28 protein-coding genes are annotated in these 26,861 nt (G+C 72.1%); 18 read left to right on the plus strand and 10 right to left on the minus strand.

All coding sequences use genetic code 11. The features are described 5' to 3' along the window. Positions 1-34: 34 nt before the first annotated feature. On the minus strand, positions 35-778 hold the full coding sequence (locus tag VFW71_02250) for a class I SAM-dependent methyltransferase (protein HEU5001585.1): 744 nt from the start codon (positions 776-778) through the stop codon (positions 35-37). A 195-nt stretch (positions 779-973) separates the two neighbouring features. On the opposite strand from VFW71_02250, the gene VFW71_02255 reads away from it, so the two are divergent. After that, positions 974-1,741, plus strand: a complete 768-nt coding sequence (locus VFW71_02255; GenBank protein HEU5001586.1) for a neutral zinc metallopeptidase — start codon at positions 974-976, stop codon at positions 1,739-1,741. 99 nt (positions 1,742-1,840) lie between these two features. After that, the gene (locus VFW71_02260; protein HEU5001587.1) at positions 1,841-2,683 is read left to right on the plus strand and encodes a GNAT family N-acetyltransferase; all 843 of its coding nucleotides are present in this window, start codon (positions 1,841-1,843) and stop codon (positions 2,681-2,683) included. Between the two features lie 85 nt (positions 2,684-2,768). Here the strand turns inward: VFW71_02260 and VFW71_02265 are convergent, their stop codons facing one another. The 3 genes from VFW71_02265 to VFW71_02275 all read right to left on the minus strand — a co-directional run bounded on the left by VFW71_02265 (position 2,769) and on the right by VFW71_02275 (position 5,546). Next, positions 2,769-3,896: a potassium channel family protein gene (locus tag VFW71_02265; protein ID HEU5001588.1), complete on the minus strand. Its 1,128-nt coding sequence runs from the start codon at positions 3,894-3,896 to the stop codon at positions 2,769-2,771. Between the two features lie 63 nt (positions 3,897-3,959). Then, entirely contained in the window at positions 3,960-4,427 is a 468-nt protein-coding gene (locus VFW71_02270; protein ID HEU5001589.1) for a MarR family transcriptional regulator, read from the minus strand. A 147-nt stretch (positions 4,428-4,574) separates the two neighbouring features. Continuing rightward, a complete protein-coding gene (locus tag VFW71_02275) occupies positions 4,575-5,546 on the minus strand; it encodes a sigma-70 family RNA polymerase sigma factor (GenBank protein HEU5001590.1) in 972 nt (323 codons plus the stop codon). 242 nt (positions 5,547-5,788) lie between these two features. Here VFW71_02275 and VFW71_02280 point away from each other — a divergent pair, with 242 nt between their 5' ends. Further along, positions 5,789-6,631: a class I SAM-dependent methyltransferase gene (locus VFW71_02280; GenBank protein ID HEU5001591.1), complete on the plus strand. Its 843-nt coding sequence runs from the start codon at positions 5,789-5,791 to the stop codon at positions 6,629-6,631. Between the two features lie 64 nt (positions 6,632-6,695). Further along, positions 6,696-7,037, plus strand: coding sequence for a DUF4870 domain-containing protein (locus VFW71_02285; GenBank protein HEU5001592.1), 342 nt, complete (start codon positions 6,696-6,698; stop codon positions 7,035-7,037). A 29-nt stretch (positions 7,038-7,066) separates the two neighbouring features. Here VFW71_02285 and VFW71_02290 read toward each other — a convergent pair whose 3' ends face one another. After that, positions 7,067-7,720: an RDD family protein gene (locus VFW71_02290; protein ID HEU5001593.1), complete on the minus strand. Its 654-nt coding sequence runs from the start codon at positions 7,718-7,720 to the stop codon at positions 7,067-7,069. A 74-nt stretch (positions 7,721-7,794) separates the two neighbouring features. Here VFW71_02290 and VFW71_02295 point away from each other — a divergent pair, with 74 nt between their 5' ends. The 4 genes from VFW71_02295 to VFW71_02310 all read left to right on the plus strand — a co-directional run bounded on the left by VFW71_02295 (position 7,795) and on the right by VFW71_02310 (position 10,436). Next, positions 7,795-9,048: a MurT ligase domain-containing protein gene (locus VFW71_02295; protein ID HEU5001594.1), complete on the plus strand. Its 1,254-nt coding sequence runs from the start codon at positions 7,795-7,797 to the stop codon at positions 9,046-9,048. Beyond that, positions 9,045-9,782: a glutamine amidotransferase gene (locus tag VFW71_02300; protein ID HEU5001595.1), complete on the plus strand. Its 738-nt coding sequence runs from the start codon at positions 9,045-9,047 to the stop codon at positions 9,780-9,782. Before VFW71_02295 ends, VFW71_02300 begins: the two co-directional genes overlap by 4 nt. A gap of 98 nt (positions 9,783-9,880) precedes the next feature. Then, positions 9,881-10,075, plus strand: coding sequence for a hypothetical protein (locus tag VFW71_02305; protein HEU5001596.1), 195 nt, complete (start codon positions 9,881-9,883; stop codon positions 10,073-10,075). 19 nt (positions 10,076-10,094) lie between these two features. Then, positions 10,095-10,436 carry a pyridoxamine 5'-phosphate oxidase family protein gene (locus tag VFW71_02310; GenBank protein HEU5001597.1) on the plus strand — a complete coding sequence of 114 codons (342 nt, stop codon included), beginning with the start codon at positions 10,095-10,097 and terminating at the stop codon, positions 10,434-10,436. Positions 10,437-10,457: 21 nt separating this feature from the next. On the opposite strand, the gene VFW71_02315 is transcribed toward VFW71_02310, so the two are convergent. Next, positions 10,458-11,456, minus strand: coding sequence for a zinc-dependent alcohol dehydrogenase family protein (locus tag VFW71_02315; protein HEU5001598.1), 999 nt, complete (start codon positions 11,454-11,456; stop codon positions 10,458-10,460). A 102-nt stretch (positions 11,457-11,558) separates the two neighbouring features. Here VFW71_02315 and VFW71_02320 point away from each other — a divergent pair, with 102 nt between their 5' ends. The 3 genes from VFW71_02320 (at position 11,559) to thrB (ending at position 14,821) form a co-directional block, all read left to right on the plus strand. Further along, the gene (locus VFW71_02320; GenBank protein ID HEU5001599.1) at positions 11,559-12,848 is read left to right on the plus strand and encodes a homoserine dehydrogenase; all 1,290 of its coding nucleotides are present in this window, start codon (positions 11,559-11,561) and stop codon (positions 12,846-12,848) included. Then, positions 12,845-13,900, plus strand: coding sequence for a threonine synthase (gene thrC / locus VFW71_02325; GenBank protein HEU5001600.1), 1,056 nt, complete (start codon positions 12,845-12,847; stop codon positions 13,898-13,900). The genes VFW71_02320 and thrC overlap by 4 nt, the downstream gene beginning before the upstream one ends. A 63-nt stretch (positions 13,901-13,963) precedes the next feature. Next, complete coding sequence (thrB, locus tag VFW71_02330; protein ID HEU5001601.1) at positions 13,964-14,821, plus strand: homoserine kinase; 858 nt, start codon at positions 13,964-13,966, stop codon at positions 14,819-14,821. Between the two features lie 24 nt (positions 14,822-14,845). Here thrB and VFW71_02335 read toward each other — a convergent pair whose 3' ends face one another. Continuing rightward, positions 14,846-15,091, minus strand: coding sequence for a hypothetical protein (locus VFW71_02335; protein HEU5001602.1), 246 nt, complete (start codon positions 15,089-15,091; stop codon positions 14,846-14,848). Between the two features lie 254 nt (positions 15,092-15,345). After that, on the minus strand, positions 15,346-15,894 hold the full coding sequence (locus VFW71_02340; GenBank protein ID HEU5001603.1) for a hypothetical protein: 549 nt from the start codon (positions 15,892-15,894) through the stop codon (positions 15,346-15,348). Positions 15,895-15,935: 41 nt separating this feature from the next. Here VFW71_02340 and VFW71_02345 point away from each other — a divergent pair, with 41 nt between their 5' ends. The 7 genes from VFW71_02345 (at position 15,936) to prmC (ending at position 23,889) form a co-directional block, all read left to right on the plus strand. After that, entirely contained in the window at positions 15,936-17,315 is a 1,380-nt protein-coding gene (locus VFW71_02345; GenBank protein HEU5001604.1) for a 2,3-diphosphoglycerate synthetase, read from the plus strand. An 83-nt stretch (positions 17,316-17,398) separates the two neighbouring features. Beyond that, positions 17,399-18,523 carry an AAA family ATPase gene (locus VFW71_02350; protein HEU5001605.1) on the plus strand — a complete coding sequence of 375 codons (1,125 nt, stop codon included), beginning with the start codon at positions 17,399-17,401 and terminating at the stop codon, positions 18,521-18,523. 68 nt (positions 18,524-18,591) lie between these two features. Further along, a complete protein-coding gene (rho, locus tag VFW71_02355; protein ID HEU5001606.1) occupies positions 18,592-20,682 on the plus strand; it encodes a transcription termination factor Rho in 2,091 nt (696 codons plus the stop codon). Positions 20,683-20,746: 64 nt separating this feature from the next. Then, a complete protein-coding gene (rpmE, locus tag VFW71_02360) occupies positions 20,747-20,959 on the plus strand; it encodes a 50S ribosomal protein L31 (GenBank protein ID HEU5001607.1) in 213 nt (70 codons plus the stop codon). Positions 20,960-20,982: 23 nt separating this feature from the next. Continuing rightward, the gene (locus VFW71_02365) at positions 20,983-21,900 is read left to right on the plus strand and encodes a DUF1385 domain-containing protein (GenBank protein HEU5001608.1); all 918 of its coding nucleotides are present in this window, start codon (positions 20,983-20,985) and stop codon (positions 21,898-21,900) included. Positions 21,901-21,947: 47 nt separating this feature from the next. Then, complete coding sequence (gene prfA, locus VFW71_02370; protein HEU5001609.1) at positions 21,948-23,015, plus strand: peptide chain release factor 1; 1,068 nt, start codon at positions 21,948-21,950, stop codon at positions 23,013-23,015. After that, positions 22,999-23,889 (plus strand): peptide chain release factor N(5)-glutamine methyltransferase, encoded by an 891-nt coding sequence (gene prmC / locus VFW71_02375; protein HEU5001610.1) that lies wholly within the window; start codon positions 22,999-23,001, stop codon positions 23,887-23,889. Before prfA ends, prmC begins: the two co-directional genes overlap by 17 nt. Here prmC and pepD read toward each other — a convergent pair. Both pepD and cysN read right to left on the minus strand, forming a co-directional pair. Further along, on the minus strand, positions 23,886-25,400 hold the full coding sequence (gene pepD, locus VFW71_02380; protein ID HEU5001611.1) for a beta-Ala-His dipeptidase: 1,515 nt from the start codon (positions 25,398-25,400) through the stop codon (positions 23,886-23,888). The two genes, prmC and pepD, sit on opposite strands and share 4 nt — an antisense overlap. A 10-nt stretch (positions 25,401-25,410) precedes the next feature. Further along, positions 25,411-26,751, minus strand: a complete 1,341-nt coding sequence (cysN, locus tag VFW71_02385) for a sulfate adenylyltransferase subunit CysN (GenBank protein HEU5001612.1) — start codon at positions 26,749-26,751, stop codon at positions 25,411-25,413. Positions 26,752-26,861: the final 110 nt, after the last annotated feature.

Genomic DNA, 26,861 nt, shown 5'->3' on the forward strand with positions numbered 1-26,861 from the left:
GCCGGCGAAGCCCCCTCAGGCCTTCCGGGCCCCCTCAGGCCTTCCGGGCCATGATGTTCAGCCGCACATAGTCCAGCTCCAGTGCCGGGAGGCGGTCCGCCACCGCCGCCACGAAGGCTCCGTGCTCTTCGGGCGGCCGTACCCGCAACTGCGGCCACAGCACCACTGTCGCCAGGAAACGCTCCAGGTCCTCCCGGGTGGCATAGGGCGTCGGTTCGGGGTGCAGCCAGGTCTCGACGTCCACGAAGCCGGCCCGCTGGAGCCGCTCGGCGGTCAGCTCGGCGGTGGCGTACTGCTTCGGGTACGCCTCTCCCGGCGCCACCTGATCCAGTGCCCGGTACACGCTGGCGATGTTGCCCGCCCCGCCGCACTGCGCCACCAGGGCGCCGCCCGGCCGGACCACCCGGGCAAGGTGACCGAACAGCGCCTGGTGGTCCGGGATCCAGTGGAAGGTGGCCGTGGACACGATGGCGTCGAGGCACCCGGTCGCCAGCGGCAGGTGCTGGCGGAGATCGGCGTGCAGGAAGGACAGGCGGCCGGCCGAGCCCGCCAGGCGCTCCCGGGCTTGGCCGAGCATGGCCGCCGACCCGTCCAGGGCAACCACCCGGCCGTGGGGAAGCAGGTCCAGCACCCCGGCGGTCACCCGCCCGGTGCCGCACCCGGCGTCGAGCACCGTCTCGTCGCCGTCCAGCGCCAGGCGACCGATGACGGCCTGACCCCAGCGGGCCTGCGGGTCGGCGATGCGGTCGTAGGTGGCGGCGTCCCACTCGTGCGGCATGGCGCCACGGTATCCGGCGGCCGCCCCCGGGGTGGCGTGGTCGGGCACTGCCACCCACGCCGGGCGGGGGAGGCCGGCGCACAATGGCAGGTGTCCCTAGGGAGATTTTCGGCAGGGAAAGGCAACGATCCCACCCGGGCCCGGGTTCCTGGCCCGACGCGGGCGGACCCCGCCCCCCACGGCCAGCTGGTCTCCTTGAAGAAAGCAACCGCCTGGGTGGCCATCCCGCTGGCCGTGGTCGTGGCCATCCTGGCCGCGCTCCTGCTCCCACGGGCCTTCCGCACCCCGCTGCTGGACCGGCTGCCCCCGCCACCGGGGCGGCCGGCCACCAGCCGGCTGACCGGGATGCCCGACCCGCAGGCCGACCCGACCGGGTTTGCCGGGGCGCTGGCGGCCCGGCTGAACGCCTTCTGGGGCAACGAGTTCCCCGCCATCGGCCGGCCGTACCGGGCGCCTACCCTGGACCGGTTCGCCGACGCCACCTCGCTGCCCTGCTTTCCGTTGATGGACTTCAACGACGGGCCGCCCTACTACTGCTTCCTGAATGACACCGTGTACGTCCCCCAGCAGTACGTCTCCGACCTGGCCGGCTCCCCCGGGGTCAGCGGCACGGTGGCGGTGGCCTACAGCCTGGCCCACGAGTTCGCCCACCACGTCCAGCACCTCAGCGGGCTGGGGGCGACCGTGGAGGACTCGGAGGCCAAGCCGGGCGCCGCCGCCCGCCGGGCGCTGGTCAGCTACGAGCTCCAGGCCGACTGCCTGGCCGGGCTGTTCCTGCGCACCGTGCTGGCGCCGGGCTCGGTCGACCAGACCGCGCTGGCGGCGGCCCAGACCGCGGCCATCGAGATCCACGGCCCCGAGGGTGGGGCCTCGCTCGACACCCACGGCACGCTGGAGCAGCGCCACCGGGCCCTGTGGGCCGGCTTCCAGACCGGGCGGGGGGTCACGTGCCAGGCCCTCTAGGCCATCCGCTATCCTCCGCATCGATCCGAGCACCACAGCCCCCAGCCCACCCGTTCCGACGACGGGGCACCACGACCGGACCGATGCCGGGAGGTCCCATTGGAGTTTGCGCTGGTCCCGGACCCAGCCGCCTACGCCGACCGGGTCGAGCCCTTCCTGCTGGCCGACGAGGTGCTGCACAACCTCGCCCTCGGGATCATCGCCAATGCCGGGCCCGACACGGTCCTGGCGCTGGTCGAGCGCACGGGGGAGGGAGAGGGGGCGGTGGCGTGCGCCGCGGTGATGGTGCCGCCCCGGAACCTCGTGGTGTCGCGCTCGCCGACTGTCGGCGCGCTGGCGGTCCTGGCCCACGGGCTGCACGACGCCGGGATCGCTCTCCCTGGGGTGGTCGGACCGGCGGCCGAGGCGCTGTCCTTCGCGGGCACCTGGCGGGGGGTAGCCCTGCAGCCCGTCCACCGGCGCAGCGCCATGCAGCTCTACCGGGCGGATGCCGTACGCGACCCGGCGCACCGGGCCGCCGGGAGGGTCCGGGCGGCCACCCGCCGCGACGCCGACCTCGTCGCCCGCTGGATCACCGCGTTCAACGAGGAGGCCCTGCCCGACGCCGCCCATGACCCGGCAGCCGCCCGCCGGATGGCGGAGGACCACATCGACCGGGGGTACCTGTGGCTGTGGGACGACGGGGAGCCGGTGGCCATGACCGCGGTGGGTGGGTCCACCCGGCACGGCGCCCGGGTCTACGCGGTGTACACCCCGCCGGCGCACCGGCGCCGGGGCTACGCCGCCACCCTGGTGGCCGAGGTGACCCGCCAGCTCCTGGCGTCGGGCAAGCACTGGGCATGCCTGTTCGCCGACATGATGAATCCCACGACCAACCACATCTACCAGGAGATCGGCTACCGCCCGGTGGCGGCCTTCGACGACTACCGCTTCGGGCCCTGAGCCCGGCATCCGGCCGTTGGCCGCCTCCCCATGGAGGTACCGCTCTGCGTTTCTGTATACATATGGAGCCCCCCCGTGCGGTGCCCTAGTGCTGGCGGGGGCTGGGCCCGCGCCGCATCCACCGGCGGGCGGGGCGGCCCTCCCAGGCGGTCACCTCCCAGTTGTCGGACGCCTCCTCGGCGGGCATCCACGCCGGCAGTGGCATCCGGAGGTGGGCGGAGAGCGCCCGCAGGTAGGGCTCGTAGGTGGCCCGGAGCGATCGGAGCTCCTCGCCAGCGCGCTCGCCCGCCGCCGGGGTCAGCCCGCTCTCGGAGATGTGGCGGCGCAGGCGGTCCAGCCCTTCGGGGGGGAGCCGGTCCACGCCGCCCCGCACCGGTGGGGTGCCGAGGATCGCGGCCAGGTCCACCGCGGCATGGCGGGCCATGGCGAAGGTGAGTCTGGCCTGGCTGTCGGTGATCTCCGCCATCCCCGCCATGACCAGGGCGCAGGCGTCCAGGATGACGGTGAGGGCGGAGAGCCAGGACTGGTTGTCGTGCTGGGACCGGAAGTAGGCCAGCACGGGATAGGAGAGGTGGCTCTCCAGGAGCTCGGCGCACCACAGCTCCCACTCCCGCAGGAACTGCAGGCCGGACTCGGCGTAGACCGGCCCCCGGCGGCCGAGCAGCTCCCCCGCACTGGGCGGTGAGCCCGCCCGTTCGTCCAGCAGGGAGATGCGCACCTCCCGCCGGGAGAAGGACTGGTACAGCACCGGCAGGTACGAGATGACCAGGGCGAGGAACGCCAGCCCGGCGCCCGCCTCGGCCACGGTCACGAGCCGGCCCAGACGGTTCGCCGGGGTGATGTCGCCCAGCCCGAGCGTGAAGAACGTGCTGGCGCTCAGGTACACGAGGCTGAGGAAGGTGTGCGCCCCGGCGGCATGGACCCGCCCGACGCCCTCGATCATGAGGGCGAAGCCCAGGATCAGCCCCCCGCCCCACACCGCCAGCAGGAACAGGAGGGAGAGCGGGCCGTAGTAGCTGAGGTAGGTTTCCCGCCGGGGCGTGGTCCGGGGGACCCGGGCGCCCAGCGTCCACAGGCTCCAGGTCGTCCGGTAGAACGCCCGGGCGATACGGAAGCGTCGGGAGACCCGCCGGGGCAGGATCAGGGTCTCGAAGGCATCCCAGAACACCACCAGGACCAGGGCGACACCAAGCGCGCCCAGCAGGATCTTCACAGCGCAAGCATCGCGGGTTGTCGCGGTCGTCGCGGTCCCGCGGGAGCCGGTGCCCGGGCGGTGTCAGGCCCCGCGGCACCCGTACTGGGCGAGGTGGTCCTCGATCTTGCCGAGGGCCTGGACGAAGGCGTCCCGCTCGCTCTCCGACAGGCAGGCGAGCAGCTCGGCCATCATGCGGCACTGCTCGGGCATCAGTCGATCCATCAGGGAGCGGCCCTCATCGGTCAGCTCGATGAGGAGCATGCGCCGGTCGTCGGGATGGGCCTGGCGGCGCACGAGCTGGCGGCGCTCCAGCGAGTCGATCAGCCCGGTGACCGTCCCGCGGGTGACGAGGAGCTCCTCGCCGATCTCGCACGGGGACAGCGAGCGCTCCGCCCGCAACAGGACCGTCAGGACGTTGACCGTTGCGACACTGAGGCCGAAGGGCCGGACCTGGCCGTTGAGCCTCCCGGCCAGCATCCCCTCCGTACGCTGCAGGCGCTGGACGCACTCCACCGAGCTGCGGTGGGTGTCGCTGGTCTGCGTGTCCATGGTTGCCATCCTCCGTTCCCCGGCCCCCAGCCGTCCAGGACTGCGGCCGCGGCCTTCCGCACGATGTTATTCACCCTCCCTTAAGGGTACGGCGCGGATCTGTGGGCCGCAACGATTTGGCCGCGACTGCGCGGGGTGGAGCGGGCGCTACGGGGCGAGCGCCTCCCGGAGATTGTTGGGTAGGCAGGGGTGGCGCAGCTTCGACAGGGCCTTGGCCTCGATCTGGCGGATGCGCTCCCGGGTGAGGGCGAACTCCCGCCCGACCTCCTCCAGGGTGCAGGCCTGCCCGGTCAGCAGCCCGAAGCGGAGGGCGAGCACCTTCTTCTCCCGCTCGGTCAACGCCTCGAGCATCCGGCGCAGGTCCTCCTGGCGGAGGGCGAGGGCGGCGGCCTCGAAGGGTCCCTGGGCCTCGGTGTCCTGGATGAAGTCGCCCAGCTCGGCGTCGTCCTCACCCACGGGCTCGTGGATCGACACCGGCTCGGGCAGCACCCGGAACGCCTCCCGGACCTTCTCCGGGTTCATGCCGGCGGCCACCGCGATCTCGTCCAGGGTGGGCTCCCGGCCCAGGCTCTCCAGCAGGTCCGACGCCACCCGGCGCAGCTGCTGCAGGGTGTCCACCATGTGCACCGGGATGCGGATGGTGCGGGCCTTGTCGGCGATGGCCCGGGTGATGGCCTGGCGGATCCACCAGGTGGCGTAGGTGGAGAACTTGAAGCCCCGGCGGTAGTCGAACTTCTCCACCGCCCGGATGAGGCCCAGGTTCCCCTCCTGGATGAGGTCGAGGAGAGGGAGCCCGGCCACCGAGTAGCGGCGGGCGATCGACACCACGAGGCGCAGGTTGGACTGGATGAAGCGCCGCTTGGCGGCCTTGCCGTCCCGGACCTGGGCGTGGAGGGCCTCGGACGTGGCGGCCGACATCCGCTTCTTCGGGATGGCGAGGGTGGCCTCGGCCGCCTTGCCGGCCTCGATGGCCTTGGCGAGCTCCACTTCGTCCACATCGGTGAGCAGCGGGTAGCGGCCCATGGCGTCGAGGTAAAGCGCGAGGGGATCGAGCTGGTCGGGGCCGCGCGTCCGCGCGACGTCGTTCTTGCCGGACGCTACCTTCGAGATCTGGCTCATGTCGGTCGAGAAGTCCTCAAGTGTGGTCGGTCGGTATGGTGTCTGCGCACCGGCTCCTCTGCCAGGATGTTTCCATCATGGTTTCCAGCAGGGAACCGGCACGGCGACGAGGGAGCTGGTGCAGCCATCAACCTTACACTGCCCAGGGCCGGGCTTGACAACACCTAGCTGGCCGAATCTGGCTTGATCGCCCGGCGGGCGCTGCCGGGGATCGCCGGCCGGCGCCGATCCGGAGGGACCCGATGAGCACACCGACCGAGCTGTTCGAGGCCTGGCACCGCGACCTGTCGGGCTGGGGGGTCCCGGACGAGATCCTGGCGGCAGCGCCCGAGCCGCCCTGGGGCTTCCCGCACCGGGTGTTCGCCGAGCGGGCGCAGCAGCAGGTGGCCGGGCGGGAGGGGCCGTCGTACCGCCGGGCCCGGGAGGCTCTGCCGGAGGGAGGAACGGCCCTGGACGTCGGCTCGGGGGCGGGGGCCGCCTCGCTGCCGCTGGCTGACCGTGCCGGGCGGGTCACCGCGGTGGACAGCGACCCCGACATGCTCGCCGCCATGCGGGCCGTGGCAGCCGCCCATCCGGCGATGCAGGCCGACATCGTGGGCGTCGTAGGGACGTGGCCGGACGTGGCCCCCGAGGTGGACCCCGCCGACGTCGTGTGCTGCCACCACGTGCTGTACAACGCCCCCGACCTCCGCCCGTTCGCCGAGGCCCTGCACGGCCACGCGCGCCGGCGGGTGGTCTGCGAGCTGACCGAGCGCCACCCCCTGGAGCCGATGAACCCACTCTGGCTGCAGTTCCACAATCTGCGCCGCCCATCCGGGCCTTCGGCGGAGGACGCCGCGGCGGCACTGCGCTCGCTGGGGTACGGGGTGCAGCTGGAGATCCGGGACTCCGGCCCGCTGCACCACTACGAGAGCCTGGAGGAGATGGTGGTCTTCCACCGCAAGCGCCTCTGCCTGCCCGCCTCTCGGGACCCGGAGGTGGCCGACGCCCTCGTGGCCCTGGGCGTGGACCCGGCCGACCCGGTCGCCCTGGGCGCCGGCCGGCCCCTGGTGACGCTCTGGTGGGACACGGGTCCGTCCCAGTAGCGCCAGCCGGTAGAGTTCCGGCGGTTTTGGGGCCGGGTTCCACCGGAGTCAAAGAGGTCGGTCGATGGATCGGGACGAACGCATGCTGGCGACGATGGTGCACCTGCTCGCCTTCTGCGGGCTGCTCTTCCCGCTCGGCGGCAACGTCCTCGGCCCGCTGATCCTGTGGCTGGTGAAGCGGGACACGTCGATGTTCTTCGACGAGAACGGCAAGGAGTCGGTCAACTTCCAGATCAGCATGCTGATCTACGTGCTGGTGGCCACTCTCCTGATCGAGGTGCTCATCGGCATCCCTCTCGTCGCCGTCCTGCTGGGAGCCGACGCGGTGCTGGTGGTCATCGCCGCGGTAAAGGCCAACCGGGGCGAGTTCTACCGGTACCCGATCAGCATCCGCTTCATCAAGTAGGCCCTGAAGGGGCCCGCTCCCGCCCCCGGTCAGGGCTGCGGTGGCCCCACGACGGCGGTGCCCGCCAAGCGGTCGTGCCAGGTGCGGCCGGAGGGGTCACGCCAGGCGCCGGTGAACCCGAGGCCCACGGCCGCCGCGGACAGCACCATGGCACCGGCCCGGGCGAGGGCGCGGCCGGCACTGACCGGCGTACCCTCGGCGGAGACCAGGCGCAGGCCCAGGAGCTGCATGCCCGGTGTCCGGCCGGCGCGCGCCCAGAACAGGGGCTGGTAGCCGGCCAGCACCAGCACCACGAGCACCCAGGCCAGCATGCTCCCGTGGGGGGCGCCGGCGTTGACGATGACCGAGATCTCGGCCCCGAGGGCCCAGGCAACCAGCGCCGCCACGCCGGCCAGGAGGAGATCGACACCCGCGGCGGCGAGCCGCCGCTCGAAGGGAGCCTTGGCCAGCGGCGGGGCGACGGCCGCGGGCGCAGCCACCCGCAGGGGGGGCCGGCGGGGGATGACCGCGGTGGCCCGGTACAACCGGTGGCCGCAGCTCGGGCAGAAATTGACGCGTGCATCCCGGCCCCCATCCCGGCCCATATTCCCGCCCGAACCCCGGTCCGCGGTGGCCCCGGGATTGTGGTTCCCGACAATGGGGGTCCCGCAGTGGGTGCAGTAGTGGAGCTGGCGGACGGCCAACGCTGTCTCCTGGAGGCTCGCGGTGGGAGGGTCTTCCCTAAAGGTCGACGCCGGGGGCCGTAGGCTTTAGGGCCGTGACCGCGACCTCGCCCCGGCTCTCGGCCCGGACCGCGCTGGCCCTCCGGGCCGGGCGCATCGCCGGGCTGGTGTCCCGCCGCGCCGGGGTGGGGGCCGGGGTGACGATCGGGGGCCGGGTGGCCCTGGTGGTGTCGCCCAAGGCCCTGGCGGAGCTGGCGGCGGGCCGGGGGCCGTGCGTGATCTCGGGCACCAATGGCAAGACCACCACCACGCGGCTGATCGCCGCCGGCATGGTGGGTGCCGGGCGGCGCGTGGTCTCCAATGGCACCGGCGCCAACCTGGCGTCCGGGCTGGCGTCGGCGCTGGGCGAGGGCGACCGCGCCGCGCTGCCGGTGCTGGAGATCGACGAGGCGGTGCTGCCCCGGGTGATCGGTGCCCTGGACCCCGGCCTGGTGATCCTCACCAACTTGAGCCGGGACCAGCTGGACCGCTACGGCGAGGTGGGTACCGTGGCCGGGCGCTGGCGCCAGATGCTGCAGGACCGCCCGGGCCAGCGGGTCATCGCCAACGCCGCCGACCCGTTGGTGGTCTGGGCGGCGTCGCCGGCGGAGACGACCTGGGTGGATACCGGGCTGACGTGGCGGGAGGACGCCACGGTGTGCCCCGCCTGCGGGGCCCTGCTGGAATGGGGGGACGGGGGCTTCGCCTCGGCGTGCGGGTTCCACCAGCCGGTACCGGACATCACCCTGCGCCACGGTGTCGTGTCGCTGGGCGGGGAACAGGTGGCACTCAGTCTGGACCTCCCCGGCCGCTGGAACCAGGCGAACGCCGCGATGGCGCTGGCCGCATGCCAGGCCCTCGGCGTGGCCCCGGCTGCGGCGGCGGCGTCGATGGCGGCCGTCCGGGAAGTGAGCGGCCGCCAGGCCACCTGGGCGCTGGGCGACGGGCGCCGGGCCCGGCTGCTCCTGGCGAAGAACCCCGCCGGGTGGACCGAGGTCCTGCACTACGTCGCCGGCTCGGCGGCCGGGATCGTGCTGGTCCTGAACTGCCAGGTCGCCGACGGCAAGGACCCCTCCTGGCTGTGGGACGTGCCCTTCGAGCTGCTGGCCGGCCGCGGGGCGGGCCGGGTGGCGGCGGCAGGGGAGCGCGTGCTGGACCTGGCCGTGCGGCTGCGGTATGCCGGCATCGAGCCCGTCGTCGAGCCCGATCCGCTCCGGGCGGCGGCAGCGGTGGATGGCGACGGCGTCGAGGTGCTGGCCACCTACAGTGCGTTTGTGGCGCTCGGCCGGCGGCTGCGGGGTGCGCCGTGACGGATCCTGTGCGCATCGGCCTGATCTACCCCGAGCTCATGGGCACCTACGGGGACCGGGGCAACGCGGTGGTGCTGGAGCGCCGGCTGGCGTGGCGAGGCCTCGCCGGCGAGGTGGTCACCATCCCTGCCGGCGAGCCGGTGCCCGGAGGCCTCGACCTCTACGTGCTGGGCGGGGCCGAGGACGTCCCCCAGACCCTGGCGGCCGAGGGCCTCCTGGCGTCGAAGGCGGCGATCGGCGGGGCGTTGGACGGCGGGGCGGCGATGCTGGCCGTGTGCGCCGGGTTCCAGCTGATCGGCTCCAGCTACGTGCGCACCGATGGTGCCCGGGTGCCCGGCATGGGCCTGGTGGACGCCGACACGGTGGCCGGCCCCCGGCGGCGCATCGGCGAGGTGGTCATCGACCCCTTCCCGGGCGGGCTCCCCCTCCTCACCGGGTTCGAGAACCACGCCGGGGTGACCACCCTCGGCCCGGGGGCGCGCCCACTCGGCGCCGTGCTGGTGGGCACGGGCAACGGGGACGGCCAGGACGGCGCCTGGGTGGAGCGCCGCTTTGTGGCCACCTACCTCCACGGCCCGGTGCTGGCCCGTAATGCCGCTTTGGCCGACCTGCTGCTGACCTGGGTGGCCGGCCCGCTGCCGGCGCTGCGGGACGGATCGGGCGACGCCCTGGTGGAAAAGCTGCACGCCGAGCGCCTGGCGGCGGCCGGGGTCGGCAGATCCGGCCGGCGGTGAGGCCCGTGCCCGGGAGGGAAGCCGGGAATAGAGCGGGGCCTGGGTTACATTGAGCTATGACGGACGTAGAAGATCCCGCGCTGCACAAGGAGGAAGTCATGGCCGATGAACGGCAGGGGCACGGCGGCGGCAGCAAGAACCACGGTCTCCCGCTCGGGGAGGCCACGCCCGAGGAGCGCAGGCGTTGGAAGGCGCAGCTCGAGGAGTCGGGCAAGTACAACCCGGGCGCCAGCCTCAAGGAGCTGATCGCCAAGCGCGACGCCCCGAAGACCACCGCAGCTGACGACATCTGAGCCCGCATCTAAACCCACGTTGACTGCAGGTCCGGTCTCCTTCGAGGACTGGGAGCGCGAGCGCATCCACGGCGCCATCGGGGTGCTTGCCACGGTGAGCCCCGACGGCGGGCCGCACGCCGCCCCGGTGCAGGTCAACGTGGAGGGTGACACCCTGCGCTTCGAGACCGAGCCCGACGCCCGCAAGTTCAAGAACCTGGTGGCCAACCCCCAGGTGGCTATCTGCGTGTTCGGGAGCCCGAAATGGGGCGTCGTGGTCCGGGGGAGGGCCGAGGTGCTGACCGCCGACGACGGCCGTGGGCAGGCCCAGGTGCGCCTGCACCCGGGCTCCAAGGCCACCTGGCGCCGCCGGGAGGGTTGAGTCCAGTCCCCAGGCGAGGCCTTAGAGGACCAGCACCGCCGCCCCGGTGAACGCGCCGTGGGCCAGGTCGGCCAGGGCGCGGGGTGCCTCCTCGAACGGGTAGAGGCGCGTCGTCGGCCGCACCGGGATCCGGGCGGCGGCGTCCAGGAAGTCCCTGCCATCCTGGCGGGTGTTGGCGGTGACGCTGCGCAGCGTGCGCTCCTGGAAGAGGTGCTCCTGGTAGTCGAGCGGCGGTATGGCGGAGAGGTGGATGCCGGCCACCGCCAGGGTCCCGCCCCGGTCCAGCGCCGCCAGGGCCACGGGGACGAGATCACCCACCGGGGCGAAGAGGATGGCGGCGTCCAGCGGCTCGGGCGGGGCGTCGTAGGCGCCCCCGGCTGAGGCCGCCCCCAGTTCCCGGGCGAGATCCCGGGCGGCGGCATCCCGGGTGAGGACGTGGACCCGGGCGCCCTCGGCCAGGGCCACCTGGGCGGTCAGGTGCGCCGACCCCCCGAACCCGTAGATGCCCAGCCGGCCGCCGGGCGCCAGCTTGCAGGACCGCAGGGCCCGGTACCCGATGATCCCGGCGCACAGCAGGGGAGCCAGGTCCTGGCCGGGGACCCCCTCGGGGAGCGGATAGGCGAACGCCTCGGGCACCACGGCGTACTCGGCGTAGCCGCCGTCGGCATCCCAGCCGGTGAACGCCGGTGCCACGCAGAGGTTCTCGCTGCCCGCCCGGCAGAACCGGCAGGTGCCGTCGGTGCTGCGCAGCCAGGCCATCCCCACCCGGTCGCCCGGGCGGAACCGGTGGGCGTCGGGGCCGAAGGCGTCCACCCGGCCCACGACCTCGTGGCCCGGCACCCGGCGCCGCCAGTGGGGGGCAAGGTCGCCCTCGGCGAGGTGCAGGTCCGTGCGGCAGACGCCGCAGTGGGTCACCTTGACCCGGATCTCGCCCGGCCCGGGGATGGGCACCGGCAGGTCCACGAGGGCCAGCGGGCCGCCGTCGATCGGCCCGGGCTGGTCGACTACCCAGGCCCGCACGGTGCCCGCGTGGTGCTGCGTGCCGTCCGGCTCATCGAGAGCCAGGATAATGGGACCCGAATTCACGCCGCGTGGCGCTTGAACCTCGACGTGGGAGACGACGTGGGAGACGAAATCGGCATCGGGCTGCTGGGCTGCGGCATCGTGGGCTCGGCGGTCGCCCGCATCCTGTCGGCCCACGCCGACGAGATCACCGAGCGCTCGGGGGCGCAGCTGGTCATCCGGCGGGTGGCCGTGCGCAACCTGGCGAAGGAACGGGCGGTGGACGTGCCGCACGACCTGTTCACCACCGACCCGATGGCAGTGGTCCTCGATCCCGATGTGCGCATCGTCATCGAGGTCATGGGCGGCATCGAGCCCGCCCGGAGCCTGATCCTGGAGGCGCTCGGCGCCGGCAAGTCCGTGGTCAGCGCCAACAAGGAGCTGATCGCCACCCTGGGACGGGAGATCTTCGAGGCCGCTGAGCGCTCCGGCGCCGACTTCGCCTTCGAGGCGGCGGTGGCAGGCGGCATCCCGATCATCAAGCCCCTGAAGGAGTCCCTGGCGGGGGAGCGGATCTCCCGGGTGATGGGCATCATCAACGGCACCACCAATTTCATCCTCACCCGGATGAGCGTCGAGGGCCTCGAGTTCGACCAGGCCCTGGCCGAGGCCAAGCGCCTGGGCTACACCGAGCTGGACCCCTCGGCCGACATCGAGGGCTTCGACCCCGCCGCCAAGGTGTCCATCCTGGCCAGCATCTGCTTCAACGCCCGGGTGGTGGCCGGTGACGTCTACCGGGAGGGGATCACGGAGGTGACCGCCCGGGACATCGCCTTCGCCCACGACCTGGGCTATGAGGTCAAGCTGCTGGGCATCGCCGAGATGGTGGACGGGCAGGTGGCCGCCCGGGTGCACCCGGCGATGATCCCGCTGTCCCACCCGCTGGCATCGGTGCGCAACAACCTGAATGCCGTGTTCGTCGAGGGGGTCAACGTCGGCCAGCTCATGTTCTACGGCCAGGGTGCCGGGGGCCCGCCCACGGGGACCTCGGTGGTGGGCGACGTCGTCGACCTGGCCCGCAACATCACCACGGGCAGCCGGGGCGTCGGGTGCACCTGCTACCACCACAACGCCCGGATCCGGCCGATGGACGAGACCGCCTCGCAGTACTACATCCTGCTGGAGGTCGAGGACCGCCCCGGGGTGCTGGCCCGGGTGGCGCAGACCTTCGCCGACCGCGGGGTGAGCATCAACAGCGTGCGCCAGCAGGGCTACGGCGACGAGGCCCGTCTGGTGCTCATCACGCACCGGGCCCGGGAGCAGGACTTCCAGGCCATCCTGGGCGACCTGCGCGGCCTGGAGGTCGTTGAGGAGGTGGCCTCCTGGATGCGGGTCATCGACGAGGAATGAGCCACATGTGGCGGGGGATCATCGAGGAGTACCGGGACCGCCTCCCGGTCACCGAGACCACCCCTGTGGTGACCCTGCAGGAGGGCGGCACGCCGCTCATCCGGGCGCACCGGCTGTCCCAGGTGACCGGGCTGGAGGTGTACCTCAAGTACGAGGGCGCCAACCCCACCGGGTCGTTCAAGGACCGGGGCATGACCCTCGCCGTCTCCAAGGCGGTGGAGAACGGCGCCAAGGCCATCGTGTGCGCCTCGACCGGCAACACCTCGGCCTCGGCGGCGGCCTACGCCACCCGGGCGGGCGTGGTGTGCGCCGTGCTCATCCCCAGCGGCAAGATCGCCCCCGGCAAGCTGGCCCAGGCGCTGGTGCACGGCGCCCGGGTGATCGAGATCGATGGGAACTTCGACCAGGCCCTCGAGATCACCCGCAAGCTGGAGGCGTCCTACCCGATCACCCTGGTGAACTCGATCAACCCCTACCGCATCGAAGGCCAGAAGACCGGGGCGTTCGAGGTCTGCGACGCCCTGGGGCGGGCACCGGACCTGCACCTCATCCCGGTGGGCAACGCCGGCAACATCACCTCGTACTGGAAGGGCTACCGGGAGTACCACCGGGACGGCATCATCGACTCGCTGCCGGCGATGCACGGGTTCCAGGCGGCGGGGGCGTCCCCCATCGTGCGGGGCCACCCGGTGGATGACCCCCGGACGATCGCCACCGCCATCCGGATCGGCAACCCGGCCTCCTGGGACAGTGCCCTGGCTGCCGCGCAGGACTCGGGCGGGTCGATCGCCGCGGTACGCGACAAGGACATCCTGGAGGCCTACCGCCTGGTGGCCCGGGAGGAGGGCCTGTTCTGCGAGCTGGCTTCGGCCGCCTCGGTGGCCGGTCTGCTCCAGCTGCACGCCGCCGGCCGGCTCCCGGCCAGTGGCATGGCGGTCTGCGTGCTGACCGGGAACGGGCTGAAGGACCCCGACTGGGCCATCATGGGGGCGCCCCCGCCCCGCCGGGCGCGCCCCGAGGTGGTGGCAGTCGCCGAGGCCATTGGCTTCTAGGCCATTGGCTTCTAGGCCTCTGTCGGGCTGGCGTTGAGCTACTCCGGTTCGGTTGCGGTCCGGGTGCCGGCCACCACCGCCAACCTGGGACCCGGGTTCGACTGCCTGGGGGCTGCGCTCGGTCTGTACCTGGAGCTGGTCTTCGAAGCGGCCCCCTCGTCGGAAACCGTTGCGGCAGACCCGGCATTCGTCGCCGGGCCAGTCGGCGAGGACCTGACCCACCGGGCATTCGTCGGGGCGTGGGCGGCGGTGGGGGAGCAGGCGCCGCCGGTGAAGGTCACCGTGGCGCGGGCCTACCCGGCCGGGCGGGGCCTCGGGGCGTCGGCGTCGGCGATCGTGGGCGGGCTGGTGGGGGCGCGGGCGCTGGGTGGGTTGGCGCTGTCCGACGACGAGCTGGCGGGCCTGGCGGTGCGCATCGAAGGCCACGCCGACAACGTGCTCCCGGCGCTGTTCGGGGGCCTCGTGCTGGCGGGCTCGGGGGTGGGGTGGCAGCGCTTCACGCCCTCGCCGGCGGTGTGCCCGATCGTCCTCGTCGCACGGGAAGCCTTTGCCACCAAGGCCGCCCGCCAGGTGCTGCCCGACGCCGTCCCCCGGGCGGACGCCCTGGCGAACATGGCGGCATGCGCGGCACTCGTGGCGATCCTGGCCGGGCTGCAGTCCCCCACGGGGCTTCTGCGGGCCACGGAGGACCGGTTGCACGAGCCCTACCGGCTGCCCCTGATGACCGAGACCCGGGCGCTGCATGCCGGTCTGCGGGCTGCCGGGGTGCCCGCCGCCCTCTCGGGGGCGGGGCCGTCCGTGCTGATCCTGGTGGATGATGTCGCCGCCGGCGAGGCCCGGGAGGTGGCCCGGGACCTGCTGCCGGACGGGTGGGGCATCGCCGATGCCGGGTGGGACCTTACCGGGGCGCGGGCCCACTGAGCCCGCGTACCCCAATCCGGCGGCTTACCGGATGTAGCCGAGGTACAGTGCGATAAGAAGGATCGTGAGGATCGTCCCGATGATCCCCAGGATGTAGCCGGCATTGGCGGCGCCGCTGATCGCCCGCTCCCGGCGGCCCAGGACAATGGCGATGATGCCGGGGACGAAGAACAGGTTGGCAAAGATCGAGATGATGCCGAAGACCAGCGCAGCGATGGCGGCCCCACTGCTGACCGGCCTGGCCGACGGGGGATAGTACTGGTAGGACATCGCGGGCTCCTTTCGCTCGTGGCGCGTTCTGCTTTCTCACCACGGCTCCTACCCGCCCGGGCACCGGATAACTGCGTTGGGCGGCGCCTTAAAATTTTCTGTGATTCCTCAGGTCGCCACGGAGACCCGTACGTTTCTCTGGGTGCAAGATGCCCGCATAGCCCCAAGGAAGGCGGCCCCTCGGCGGAACTCGGGGATTTTCGTCCCGGCCACTGGGACCAATGTCCCCGAGATGAAGTGGGCGGGGCCCGGCTCTACTTCGAGGTGGCGTGGGCCAGTACCTGGTTCATGAGCATCTCCAGCGTCCGCAGGTCGGTCTGGGCGCTGGTCACGAAGGCGTTGGAGCCCTTGAGGGCGTACAGGACGATGGTGGTGCCGTACTGCGACGCCAGCGTGACGTAGTAGGCCTGGTCACCCACCCCGGCGACGTCCGCCCAGGTCTGGTTGGCGGTGAGCTGGGACTTGTCGGCAGCGAATGAGGCCGCGGTCTCGCCGACGATGACGTCCACCGTGACCAGCTGGCCGGGGCCGGTGAACGTGCAGTCGGTCTCGGCCTGGGAGGGGTGGTCCACCGTCGGGACGCCCACCGTGGTGCGGAGGGCGGCGTTCACCTCGTCGGGAGTGACGATGGTGCAGCCGATGGCCGGGCTGGCCGGGAGCTGGGTGGGCAGCGCGGAGGGGCTGGCCGAGACGCTGGGGGTGGGAGTGGGAGTGGGGGTGCTCTGCGGTGCCTTCGGCGAGGCGGAGCAGGCGGCCAGGGTGACCGCGATTCCCAGGCACAGGGCGGGCACGAGAGGGCGCACGCCGACAACCTATCGCAGCGCGCCGTAGGCTCAGCGGGTCCATGGCACCTCCCGGTGTTGCGCGCGATCCCCGTTGCCTTGTCCTGGTGGACGGGGAGCACTACCCACCGGTCATCGCCCGAGCGCTGGCAATGCTGGTGGCCGAGGGCGACCGGCCCGTCGCCGCCCTGCTGGTGGGGGGTCAGGAGAAGCTGGGCCAGGTGCCGTGGGACCTCGGCATCCCGGTGGAGGTGCCCTCCGGCATCGAGGACCGGGAGGCGGCCCTGGCCCGGGTCCTGCGCCAGACGGGGGTCAGGCGGGTGGTGGACCTGTCCGACGAGCCCATCCTGGGCTACACCGCCCGCACCCGGATGGCCTCGGTGGCCCTGTGGTGCGGCGCCACCTACGAAGGGGCCGACTTCTGCTTCACCCCACCCGACCGATCGGCCCACCCCGCCGTGCCCTCGGTGGCGGTCTTCGGGACCGGCAAGCGCACGGGCAAGACCGCCATGGCCGGCTTCGCCGCCCGCTTGTACCGGGAGGCGGGCCTCGACCCGGTGGTGCTGGCCATGGGGCGGGGTGGCCCGGCGGAGCCCGAGGTCCTGGCCGCCGGCACCCGGCTGGACCGGGAGCACCTGCTGGCCCTGGTGGCCGAGGGCCGGCATGCCTCGAGCGACTATGTCGAGGACGCCATGACCTCGGGGGCGGCCACCGTCGGCGCCTGGCGGGCCGGCGGCGGGCTGGCCGGGGCGATGGCCTACACCAACTTCCCCGCCGCCCTGGCGGCGGCCGAGGCCCTGGCGCCCGGACTGCTGGTGCTCGAGGGCAGCGGCGCCGCCATCCCGCCCGCCCGGGCGGGGGCAGGGGTGCTGGTGGCCAATGCCGCCACGGCCCCGGAAGCCCTCGGCAGCTACTTCGGTTTGTACCGGTTGTTGCTCGCGGACGTGGTCGTGCTTACAATGTGTGAAGAGAGCCTCGGCCAGGAGTACATGGCGGCGGCCAAGCGTTGCGCTCGGAGTACTTCCCTCAGCCAACCAAAGGTTGTTTGCACCGTCTTTCGACCCTACCCCCTAGCAGACGTCTCGGGAAGGAAAATCTGGTTCGGAACCACGGCGAACGAGCGGGCGGGACCGGTTCTCAAGCACCATTTGGAGGCAACGTTCGGGTGTGAGGTAGTCGCAATTAGCCATGCCTTGGCGCGGCGGGACGAGTTGCGGCGGGACCTCAGTTCGCTGGCGGATGCGGCAGGCGGTCACCCGGTGGAGGCGTTGGCGGTAGAGCTGAAGGCAGCAGCCGTGGATGTGGTCACGCGCTGGGCAGCAGAGCACGGACTGGACGTGGTGTACGTGGACAATCGCCCGCAGGTCGTCGGTGGCGAAGGACCCCTGGAGCCATTGCTGCTGGAGGTTGCGCAGCTGGCCCGTACACGATGGACGCCGTGATGGGTGGGGGAAACTGCGCCAGGCGGTAACCGGAATGGTTCCAGCATTGTGAAGACCAAAATGAAGAGGCAAAGGAAGCCGCAATGAAGGTCCGCCGGGCGGCGACGCCGGCCCCGATCCTCATCTCCGACACCACCCAGGGCCTCCCGTATTCCAAAGGCCTGCTGGCATCATCGATGATGGTGGCCGGCGTGGCGCCCGCCCAGGCGTACCGGGTTGCCGAGCGGGTGGAGCAGGTGCTGGTGGAGCGGGGCGTGAGCCAGATCTCCGGGACGGAGCTCCGGGACCTCGCCGCCTCGATGCTGGCCGAAGCCGACCAGGCCCACGCCCAGGGCTACCTGGACTGGCAGGCGGTGGAGGACCTGGAGCAGCCGCTGGTCATCCTGATCGGCGGGGCCACCGGGGTGGGCAAATCCACCATCGCCACCCAGCTGGCCGCCCGGCTCGGGATCACCCGGGTGATCTCCACCGACGCCATCCGGGAGGTGTTGCGGTCCGCCTTCTCGGAGGCCCTGATGCCCAGCCTGTACGTGTCGTCGTTCAATGCCGATGCCGCCCTCCGGGTGCGGTCGATCTCGTCGCCCGCCGAGCAGCTGATCGTGGGGTTCCAGGAGCAGGTCACGGCGGTGTCGGTAGGCATCAAGGCCCTGATTTCCCGGGCTCTGGAGGAGGGAACCGATATCATTGTGGAGGGTGCCCACGTCGTCCCCGGTTTCCTGGACGGGTGGGAGGAGGAGTTCACTCAGGCGGTCCTGGTCCCCGTGGTCGTGGCCGTGTCGGATGCCGAGACCCACCGGACCCACTTCGAGCTCCGGGCAATGGAGACCCGGGCGCGGCCCCGGGACCGGTACCTGGCCCACTTCGACAAGATCCGGGCGCTCCAGGCCTACATCGTCAAGCAGGCGGAGCGGACCGGTACCCCGGTGGTGGAGATGGTCGACCTCGACTCAGCCCTCCAACGGGTCGCGGCCCTGGTGATGACCAAGGCCCTGGAGCGGGCGGGGGCCTGGAAGGAGGCCGAGGGCGCAGCGGCCCTGGGGACGGCGCCGGATGCCCCCCAAGTGGACGACGTGAACGACGTGGGTGATGCAGGTTCTCCGGTGGCATCGGGGCGCCGGTCACGCAACGGGTTGAGCGCCACACGCCGGGTGGCGAAGGCGGGCCGGATGGGAGCCTGGGAGCCCCTCGGGGCACGGAGGCGAGGTTAAGGGGGGCATTCAGATGACACAACAGCTTGTCCAGCAACGAAAAGCACGCAGAAAGGAGGCGGGAACGAATGGATGAGACCCAGACCCAACAGCGGTCGATGCTCGCCGGAAAGCTCGTTTCCGAGCTCCAGGCGATCGCCGAGCAGGTGGGAGTGAAGGACCCGAAGAAGCGCAAGAAAGCGGACCTCATCGATGCCATCCTCGGGACGGTTCACGGGAGCCCGGAGAGTGGCGGCAACGGTACGGTCAATGGGGGAGAGGAGCGCCAGCGCGGGTTTGGCGCACCTCCCGCGGGCGAGAGCGGCAACGGCGCACCGGCTGCCGGCCCCGTTCGGTCGGCGCCGGCTGCTCTGCCTGCCCCAGCTGGGGAGGGGCGGAACGGGACCGCCGCCGCGGCCCCCCGTCCCCACACGCCGTGGCGTCCCCCCGTGGTGCCCGGCATCCCGGTCCCACCGCAGCCCGGCCTGGCTCCTGCCCCGGCACCGGTTGCCGAGGGTGCGCCCGCGCCGTCGGCACCCACCGGTGGGACGGAATCCAGTCGGACGGAATCCAATGGGACGGAATCGGCGGCGCAGTCCGCAACCGCGTCTGCAGCGCAGGCCCCAGCGCAGGCCCCCAGCGGGGAATCTGCGGATGCCGCCAGCGCATCCCAGGCACCGACCACCGACACCCCGGCCTCCCCGGGAGAGGCTGCCGCCACCTCGGCGCCGGCCACCGGCGAGTTGGCATCGGCGGAGGCGTCGTCCGGCGCCCCGTCCTATGCCCCCTCCCAGGGCGAGGGGCGGCCCGAGTACCGCCGGGACCGTGACGGTGAGGGGGGTCGGGACCGTGGCCGGCGCCGGCGGCGCCGGGACCGCAACGACCGGCCCGAGCGCCCGGGCGACCGGGTGGAGCGGACGCCGGACCGCAACTTCGACCGCGGGCAGGACCGCAACTTCGACCGCAACTATGACCGGGGCGCGGACCGGAACATCGACCGGGGCGAACGGACGGACACCCGGCCCCGGCGCGAGCCGGAAGTCGAGGACACCAGCGACCTCGAGGTGCGCACCGGCATCCTGGACGTCCTGCCCGAGGGCTACGGCTTCCTCCGCACCAGCGGCTACCTGCCCGGGCCGGAGGACGTCTACGTGTCGCTCTCCCAGGTGCGGCGCTCGCAGCTCCGCCGGGGCGACCACATCGTCGGGGCGGTGCGCAGGCCCAAGGAGGGCGAGAAGTACCAGGCCCTCGTGCGCATCGACAAGGTGGACGGCATGGCCCCCGAGGAGGTCATCGGCCGGAAGTGGTTCGAGAAGCTGACCCCGCTCTACCCCGAGACCCGCCTCCACATGGAGCTGGCCGAGAACCCGGCCCAGATCGCCCAGCGGATCATCGACCTGGTCGCTCCGATCGGCAAGGGCCAGCGCGGGATGATCGTCTCGCCGCCGAAGGCGGGCAAGACCACGATCATGAAACAGATCGCCAACTCGGTCACCTCCAACAACCCCGAGTGCCACCTGATCGTGCTGCTGGTGGACGAGCGGCCCGAAGAGGTGACCGACATGCAGCGCTCGGTCAACGGCGAGATCGTCTACTCGACCTTCGACCGGCCCTCGGAGGACCACATCCAGGTCACCGAGCTCACCCTGGACCGGGCCAAGCGCCTGGTGGAGCTGGGCAATGACGTGGTGATCCTGCTGGACGGCATCACCCGGCTCTCCCGGGCCTACAACCTGGCGACGCCGGCGTCCGGGCGCATCCTCTCCGGCGGTGTCGACTCGACGGCCCTCTACCCGCCCAAGCGGTTCTTCGGTGCCGCCCGCAACATCGAGGAGGGCGGGAGCCTGACCATCATCGCCACCGCCCTGGTGGATACCGGGTCCCGGATGGACGAGGTGATCTTCGAGGAGTTCAAGGGAACGGGCAACTGGGAGCTGCGCCTCGACCGGCGGGCCGCCGAGAAGCGGATCTTCCCCGCCATCGACATCCAGGGCTCCGGCACCCGCAAGGAGGAGCTGCTGCTCTCCTCGGATGAGCTCGCCCTGGTGTGGAAGCTGCGCCGGGTCCTGCACGCCCTGGAGGGCGTGGCCGCCCTGGAGCTGCTGGTGGACAAGATGCGCCAGACCAAGGGCAACATGCAGTTCCTGCGGGAGATCTCCAAGGTGACGATCGGCGACTGACCGCTGCGCCCGGGCCCGAGCTACCATTGGCGCGACCTGCACGGACAACGAAGAGAGGCATCCCATGAAAACCGGCATCCACCCCGACTACACCATCGCCACGGTGCGGTGCTCGTGCGGGGCAACGTTCCAGACCCGCTCCACCAAGCCCGAGCTCAAGGTGGAGATCTGCTCGCAGTGCCATCCCTTCTACACCGGCAAGCAGAAGCTGGTCGACACCGGTGGGCGGGTGGAGCGCTTCGAGAAGAAGTACGGGCGGCGCGCACCCCGGGCCTAGTCCCGAGTCCCGCGGTCCCCGCCGTGGCCAGCCGCTACCCGATCGGGGGCCAGGCGCTCCTGGAGGGCGTGATGATGCGCGGCCCCCGGTCCTGGTCGGTGGCGGTGCGCACGCCCGACGGGGCCATCGCCGCCTCGGCCTACCCGTTGCCCTGGAACGCCGCCGCCCACCCCTGGGTGCGCTGGCCCTTCGTGCGCGGCGTCTGGGTGCTGGCCGAGCAGCTGGCCATCGGCATGCGGGCGCTGCGCCTGTCCGCCGCCTACTCGCTGCAGGAGGCCACCGGGGCGTCGGTCGAGACCACCGAGCGCCAGCTCACCTGGACGATGGCCATCGGCATCGTGGTGGTGCTGGCGGTGTTCATCGCCGGTCCCGCCCTGGCCGCCAAGCTGGGGGGCCACGCGGTGGGCGCCCGGTCGTCGGTGGCCCAGAACCTGCTGGAGGGGGCGATCCGCCTCGGGCTGTTCCTGGGCTACATCCTGCTGATCTCGCTGGTGCCCGGGGTGCGGCGCACCTACCAGTACCACGGGGCCGAGCACAAGACCATCGCCGCCTACGAGGCCGGGGACCCCTTCGAGCCCGAGGTGGTCGACCGCTACTCGACCCTGCACGTGCGCTGCGGCACCAACTTCCTGTTCATCGTGCTGTTCCTCACCATCATCGTGGGGTTGGGGATCGACATGATGGTCCACGGGCTGCCGCTGGCCATCACCGCCCGGCTGGTGGCCATCCCGATCCTGGCCGGGGGCGGCTACGAGGTGATCCGGGCAGCGGGCCGGGACCCCGACTCCCGGGCGCTGCACATCGTGAGCCTCCCCGGGTTGGCGCTGCAGAAGATCACCACCCGGCCCCCGGACCACAGCCAGATCGAGGTGGCGGTGAAGGCGATCGAGGCGGTGATCGCCGCCGAGACCGCCGCCGATGCTGCGGCCGACTCCCGGTAACCTTTCCTTTCGATCTTTCGTTCGACCCGGATTGGGAGGAGCGCTGAATGCTTGACCGGCTGGCCCAGATCGAGACGCGCTATGACGAGGTCCAGGCGCAGCTCCAGGACCCCGACATCCTCACGCGCCCCGACCAGCTCCGGGAGCTGGGCAAGGTCAACGCCGAGCTGGAGGAGATCGTGCTGCCCTACCGGCGCTACCGCAAGGCGCTGGAGGAGGCGGCCTCGGCCCGCCAGATGGCCCGGGAGGAGTCCGATCCCGAGATGAAGGCGCTGGCCGAGGCCGAGTACGAGACCCAGCAGGCCCTCGCCGACGGGCTGGAGGGCCAGCTGCGCACCCTGCTGCTGCCCAAGGACCCCAACGACGACAAGAACGTGATCGTGGAGATCAAGGCCGGGGAGGGGGGCGAGGAGTCGGCCCTCTTCGCGGGCGATCTGTTCCGCATGTACCAGCGCTACGCCGAGCGCCGCTCATGGAAGAGCGAGGTGCTCTCCTCGCAGCCCTCGGACATGGGTGGCTTCAAGGATGTGACCTTCGAGGTACGCGGGCGGGGGGCCTACTCCCGGCTGAAGCACGAGGCCGGCGTGCACCGGGTGCAGCGGGTGCCGGACACCGAGTCCCAGGGCCGGGTACACACCTCGGCGGCCGGCGTGCTGGTGATGCCCGAGGCCGAGGAGTTTGACGTGCAGATCGACGCCAAGGACCTCGAGGTGGACGTCTACCACTCCAGCGGGCCGGGTGGGCAGTCGGTGAACACCACCGACTCGGCGGTGCGCATCACCCACAAACCCTCCGGGCTGGTGGTGGCCTGCCAGGAGGAGCGCTCGCAGCTCCAGAACCGGGAGAAGGCGATGCGCCTCCTGCGTGCCCGGCTGTACCAGGCAGAGCAGGAGCGCCGCCAGGCCGACATCATCGCCACCCGGCGGAGCCAGGTGCGCACGGTGGACCGCTCGGAGAAGATCCGGACCTACAACTTCCAGCAGGACCGGGTGACCGACCACCGGTTGCCGATGTCGCTGAACCAGCTGCCCTCGATCCTGGCCGGGGACCTGGACCGGTTCATCGATGCCCTCATCGCCAAGGAGCGGGCCGAGCAGCTTGCCGCGGTCGACTGAGGTTCCGCTCCCGGCGGGTGCCACCGCCGTCTCGGCGCTGCGCTGGGCGGGGCGGCGGCTGACGGGGTTCGTCGATTCCCCGTCGGTGGATGCCGAGGTGCTGTTGCTGTCGGTGCTCGGCGGGACCCGCGCCCGGCTCTACGCCGCAGGGGACCTGGTGCTGACATCGGTGGTGGCGGGCCAGTTCGTGTCGTTGGTGGAGCGCCGGGGGGCGGGGGAGCCACTGCAGTACCTCACCGGGCGGCAGGTGTTCCGGGGCCTGGACCTCCAGGTCGGGCCCGGCGTGCTGGTCCCCCGCCCGGAGACCGAGGTGGTGGTGGAGCGTGCGCTTGCGTTGATAGCAGCGGTGCCCTCGCCGGTCGTGGTCGATGTCGGCACCGGGTCGGGGGCCATCGCCCTGGCGATCGCTGCCGAGCGGCCGTCGGCGGCGGTATGGGCCACGGAGGTCAGTGGGGCGGCACTGGCCTGGGCCGGGCGCAACGCCGCCGGCCTCGGCCTGGAGCGGGTGGCGTTCGTGGAGGGCGATCTCCTGTCCGGCCTGCCGCGGGCGCTGCAGGGGACCGTGGACCTGGTGGTGGCGAACCCGCCCTACCTGCCGCAGGCATTGGTGGAGTCGGCTGCTGCCGATGTCCGGGACCACGAGCCCCGGGTGGCGCTGGTGTCGGGGCCCACCGGGCTGGAGGTGCCGTCCCGGCTGATTGCCTCGGCCTGGGCGTGGCTGCGGCCGGGTGGGTGGCTCGTGATGGAGACGTGGCCGGGGCAGGCGGAGGACCTGGTGGCGCTGCTGGGGGACGCCTACGGGGAGGTGGCTGCCCGGCCGGACCTGGCCGGGTCACTGCGCATGGTGGAGGGCCGGCGGCCGGTTCGCTCCTAGGTCTGCGGGGCGCCCAGCAACTCCAGCAGGGTGACCACCACCCGCCAGGTGGACGCCACGCTCGGCGCGTGGACGTGCTCGTCGGGCGTATGGAGGCTGGTGATCCGGGGCCCCATCGACACCGCCTGGGTCCCGGGCAGCTTGGCGATGATGATCCCGCACTCCAGCCCGGCGTGGATCACCTTGACCTCGGGCGGGTGGCCGTAGACCTGCTGGTAGGCCTGCCGGGTCAGGGCGGTCAGCGGCGCATCAAGGGCCGGGGGCCATCCCGGGTAGGCCTCGCTCGAGGTCACCGTGCCCCCGGCCGAGCGGGCGATGTCGCCGACATCGGCCTGCACGCCGTCCAGATCGCCATCGAGGAAGCTCCGGGGGCTGAGGAGCACGTTGAGCGCCGCCCGCCCCGCCGAGACCGGGTTGGAGACTGCCATCGAGGCCAGGGCGAGGTTGCACGAGGTCTGCACGATGCCGGGGGAGTCGGCGCTCCAGGCGAGCACGCCGTGGGGGAGGCGCTGCAGCATGGCCAGCACCGAGGAGGTCCCGGCTGCGTCAACCGATTCCCCGGGAACCGTCGCCGGGGTGATGGCGATCTCGAGCGCCGGCTCGGCGCCCAGCCAGGTGTCGATGAGGGATGCCCGTCCGCGGGCGAAGGCCCCCTCGGCGGCGGCCGCCGCGGCCGGCGGGACCACGACCGTCGCCTGTGCCGACCGCGGGATGGCATTGGATGCCGACCCGCCGGCGATGGTGGCAAGGGTGAGCCCGTCGATCTCGTGGCGTACGGCGCCCAGGAGCGCCGCCAGCACCTTGATGGCGTTGGCCTGGCCTTCGTGGATCTGCACGCCGCTGTGGCCGCCCCGCAGGCAGGAGACGGCCACCTCCCAGGCCGCCGACCCGGCAGCCGGCGGGGCGAGGGCCAGCGGGACCGAGACCTCCAGGCTCCGGGCGCCGGCCGAGCCGATGATGATCTCGTCCGGGCTCTCGGTGTCCAGGTTCAGCAGGGTCCGGGCCTGCACCATGCCGGGGTCCAGGGCCAGCGCCCCCTTGAGGCCGATCTCCTCCTCCACCGTGAAGAGCAGTTCCAGGGGGCCGTGGCGCAGCCCGGTGGTCGTCAGGACCGCCAGCGCCATCGAGGCCCCGATCCCGTTGTCGGCGCCCAGGGTGGTCCCGGTGGCGTAGATGTCGTCGCCCTCCCGGCGGGGCCGGACCGGGTCGGACGCCCAGTCCTGGACGACGCCGGGGAGCTGGTCGCACACCATGTCGAGATGCCCCTGGAGCGCCACCGGCGGCCCGCCGGGGCCATCGACCGTGGCAGGCACCCGGACCACCACGTTGCCGTAGCCGTCCTGCTGCCACCCGGCGCCGGCAGCGGCCGCCACCGACAGGACGTAGGAGCGGGCCTGCTCCTCGTGGCACGAGGGCCGGGGGATGGCGTTGAGGGCGGCGAAGTGCCGCCACACCTCGGGAGGGTCGAGGCCGCGGTAGGCCTCGGGGAGGGGGACGTCGGGTTCGGGCACGCCCGCGAGTCTAGTGGGGCGGGACCCCGCCCCCGGCTGCGCCCCGGATCATCCCGGCCCCGACGGTGTTGTGGGTCGCCTCGTCGATCAGGATGAAGCTGCCGGTCTCCCGGTTGTCCCGGTACTCGTCGAAGAAGAGGGGGGCGTGGGTCCGGAGCCGGACGCGCCCGATGTCGTTCAGCCGCAGCGATTCGGCGGCTGCATCGCCGTGCAGGGTGTTGATGTCCAGGCGGTACTGCACGTCCTGGACCACGGCCCGCACGGTCCTCGTGGTGTGCTTCAGCTGGTACCGGGCGCCTGGCCGCAGCTCGGAGCGATCGGTCATCCAGCACACCATCGCATCGATGTCCTGGCTGATCGTCGGCATGTTGTGGGGCCGGCAGAGCATGTCGCCCCGGGAGATGTCGATGTGGTCCTGCAGGGTGATGGTGACGGCCATGGGCGGGACAGCCTCGTCCACCGGACCGTCGAAGGTGTCGATGCCGGCGATGGTGGTGGTCACCCCGGACGGGAGGACCAGCACTTCGTCGCCCGGCCGGAGCAGCCCGCTGGCGACCGCCCCGGCGTAGCCCCGGTAGTCGTGCAGGTCGAGGTCGCGCTGGTTCTGGGGCCGGATCACGTACTGGACCGGGAAGCGGGCGTCGATCAGGTTCCGGTCCGACGCGATGTGGACCTCCTCCAGGTGGTGCAGCAGCGACGTCCCCTGGTACCACGCCAGGTGGGGGGACCGGTGCACCACGTTGTCGCCCAGCAGGGCCGAGATCGGGATGAAGGTCAGGTCGTGGATGTCGAGCTTCATCGAGAAGGCGGTGAAGTCGTCCCTGATGTCCCGGAACACCTGTTCGGACCACCCCACAAGGTCCATCTTGTTGATGCACACCACCATGTGCGGGATGCCGAGGAGGCTGGAGAGGAAGGCATGGCGCCGGGACTGCTCGAGCACGCCCTTGCGGGCGTCGATGAGGACCACGGCGAGGTCGGCGGTCGAGGCGCCGGTGATCATGTTCCGGGTGTACTGGGCGTGCCCGGGCGTGTCGGCGATGATGAACTTGCGCCGGGGGGTGGCGAAGTACCGGTAGGCGACGTCGATGGTGATGCCCTGCTCGCGCTCGGCGCGGAGGCCGTCGGTCAGCAGCGCGAGGTCGACGTAGTCGCCCTTGCTGGCCCGCTCGACCGCCTCGTACTGGTCCTCGAAGATCGCCTTGCTGTCGTAGAGCAGCCGGCCGATCAGCGTGCTCTTGCCGTCGTCGACCGAGCCGGCGGTCGCGATCCGCAGGATGTCCTTGCGGGCGACGGCGATGTCGTGGGCCTGCTCGGCCGCTGCGGAGTGGACGTCTACGGGGGTACCCATCAGAAGTAGCCCTCGTCGCTCACGACCCGTTCCACTCCTGGTCGAGCGCCGTGGCGTCCGTGGGACGTCCGGGCGGGGAGTGCCGGCCCTCGGCGTCGGTGATGACCGAG

The organism is Actinomycetota bacterium (assembly GCA_035765775.1).
Taxonomy (GTDB): domain Bacteria; phylum Actinomycetota; class CADDZG01; order JAHWKV01; family JAOPZY01; genus DASTWV01.

Coding starts and splice junctions, on each gene's coding strand:
- VFW71_02250 (HEU5001585.1), bottom strand. CDS start 778: ATGCCGCACGAGTGGGACGCCGCCACCTACGACCGCATCGCCGACCCG.
- VFW71_02270 (HEU5001589.1), bottom strand. CDS start 4,427: ATGGACACGCAGACCAGCGACACCCACCGCAGCTCGGTGGAGTGCGTC.
- VFW71_02275 (HEU5001590.1), bottom strand. CDS start 5,546: ATGAGCCAGATCTCGAAGGTAGCGTCCGGCAAGAACGACGTCGCGCGG.
- VFW71_02280 (HEU5001591.1), top strand. CDS start 5,789: ATGAGCACACCGACCGAGCTGTTCGAGGCCTGGCACCGCGACCTGTCG.
- VFW71_02285 (HEU5001592.1), top strand. CDS start 6,696: ATGGATCGGGACGAACGCATGCTGGCGACGATGGTGCACCTGCTCGCC.
- VFW71_02305 (HEU5001596.1), top strand. CDS start 9,881: ATGGCCGATGAACGGCAGGGGCACGGCGGCGGCAGCAAGAACCACGGT.
- thrC (HEU5001600.1), top strand. CDS start 12,845: ATGAGCCACATGTGGCGGGGGATCATCGAGGAGTACCGGGACCGCCTC.
- VFW71_02335 (HEU5001602.1), bottom strand. CDS start 15,091: ATGTCCTACCAGTACTATCCCCCGTCGGCCAGGCCGGTCAGCAGTGGG.
- VFW71_02345 (HEU5001604.1), top strand. CDS start 15,936: ATGGCACCTCCCGGTGTTGCGCGCGATCCCCGTTGCCTTGTCCTGGTG.
- VFW71_02350 (HEU5001605.1), top strand. CDS start 17,399: ATGAAGGTCCGCCGGGCGGCGACGCCGGCCCCGATCCTCATCTCCGAC.
- rho (HEU5001606.1), top strand. CDS start 18,592: ATGGATGAGACCCAGACCCAACAGCGGTCGATGCTCGCCGGAAAGCTC.
- rpmE (HEU5001607.1), top strand. CDS start 20,747: ATGAAAACCGGCATCCACCCCGACTACACCATCGCCACGGTGCGGTGC.
- prfA (HEU5001609.1), top strand. CDS start 21,948: ATGCTTGACCGGCTGGCCCAGATCGAGACGCGCTATGACGAGGTCCAG.
- cysN (HEU5001612.1), bottom strand. CDS start 26,751: ATGGGTACCCCCGTAGACGTCCACTCCGCAGCGGCCGAGCAGGCCCAC.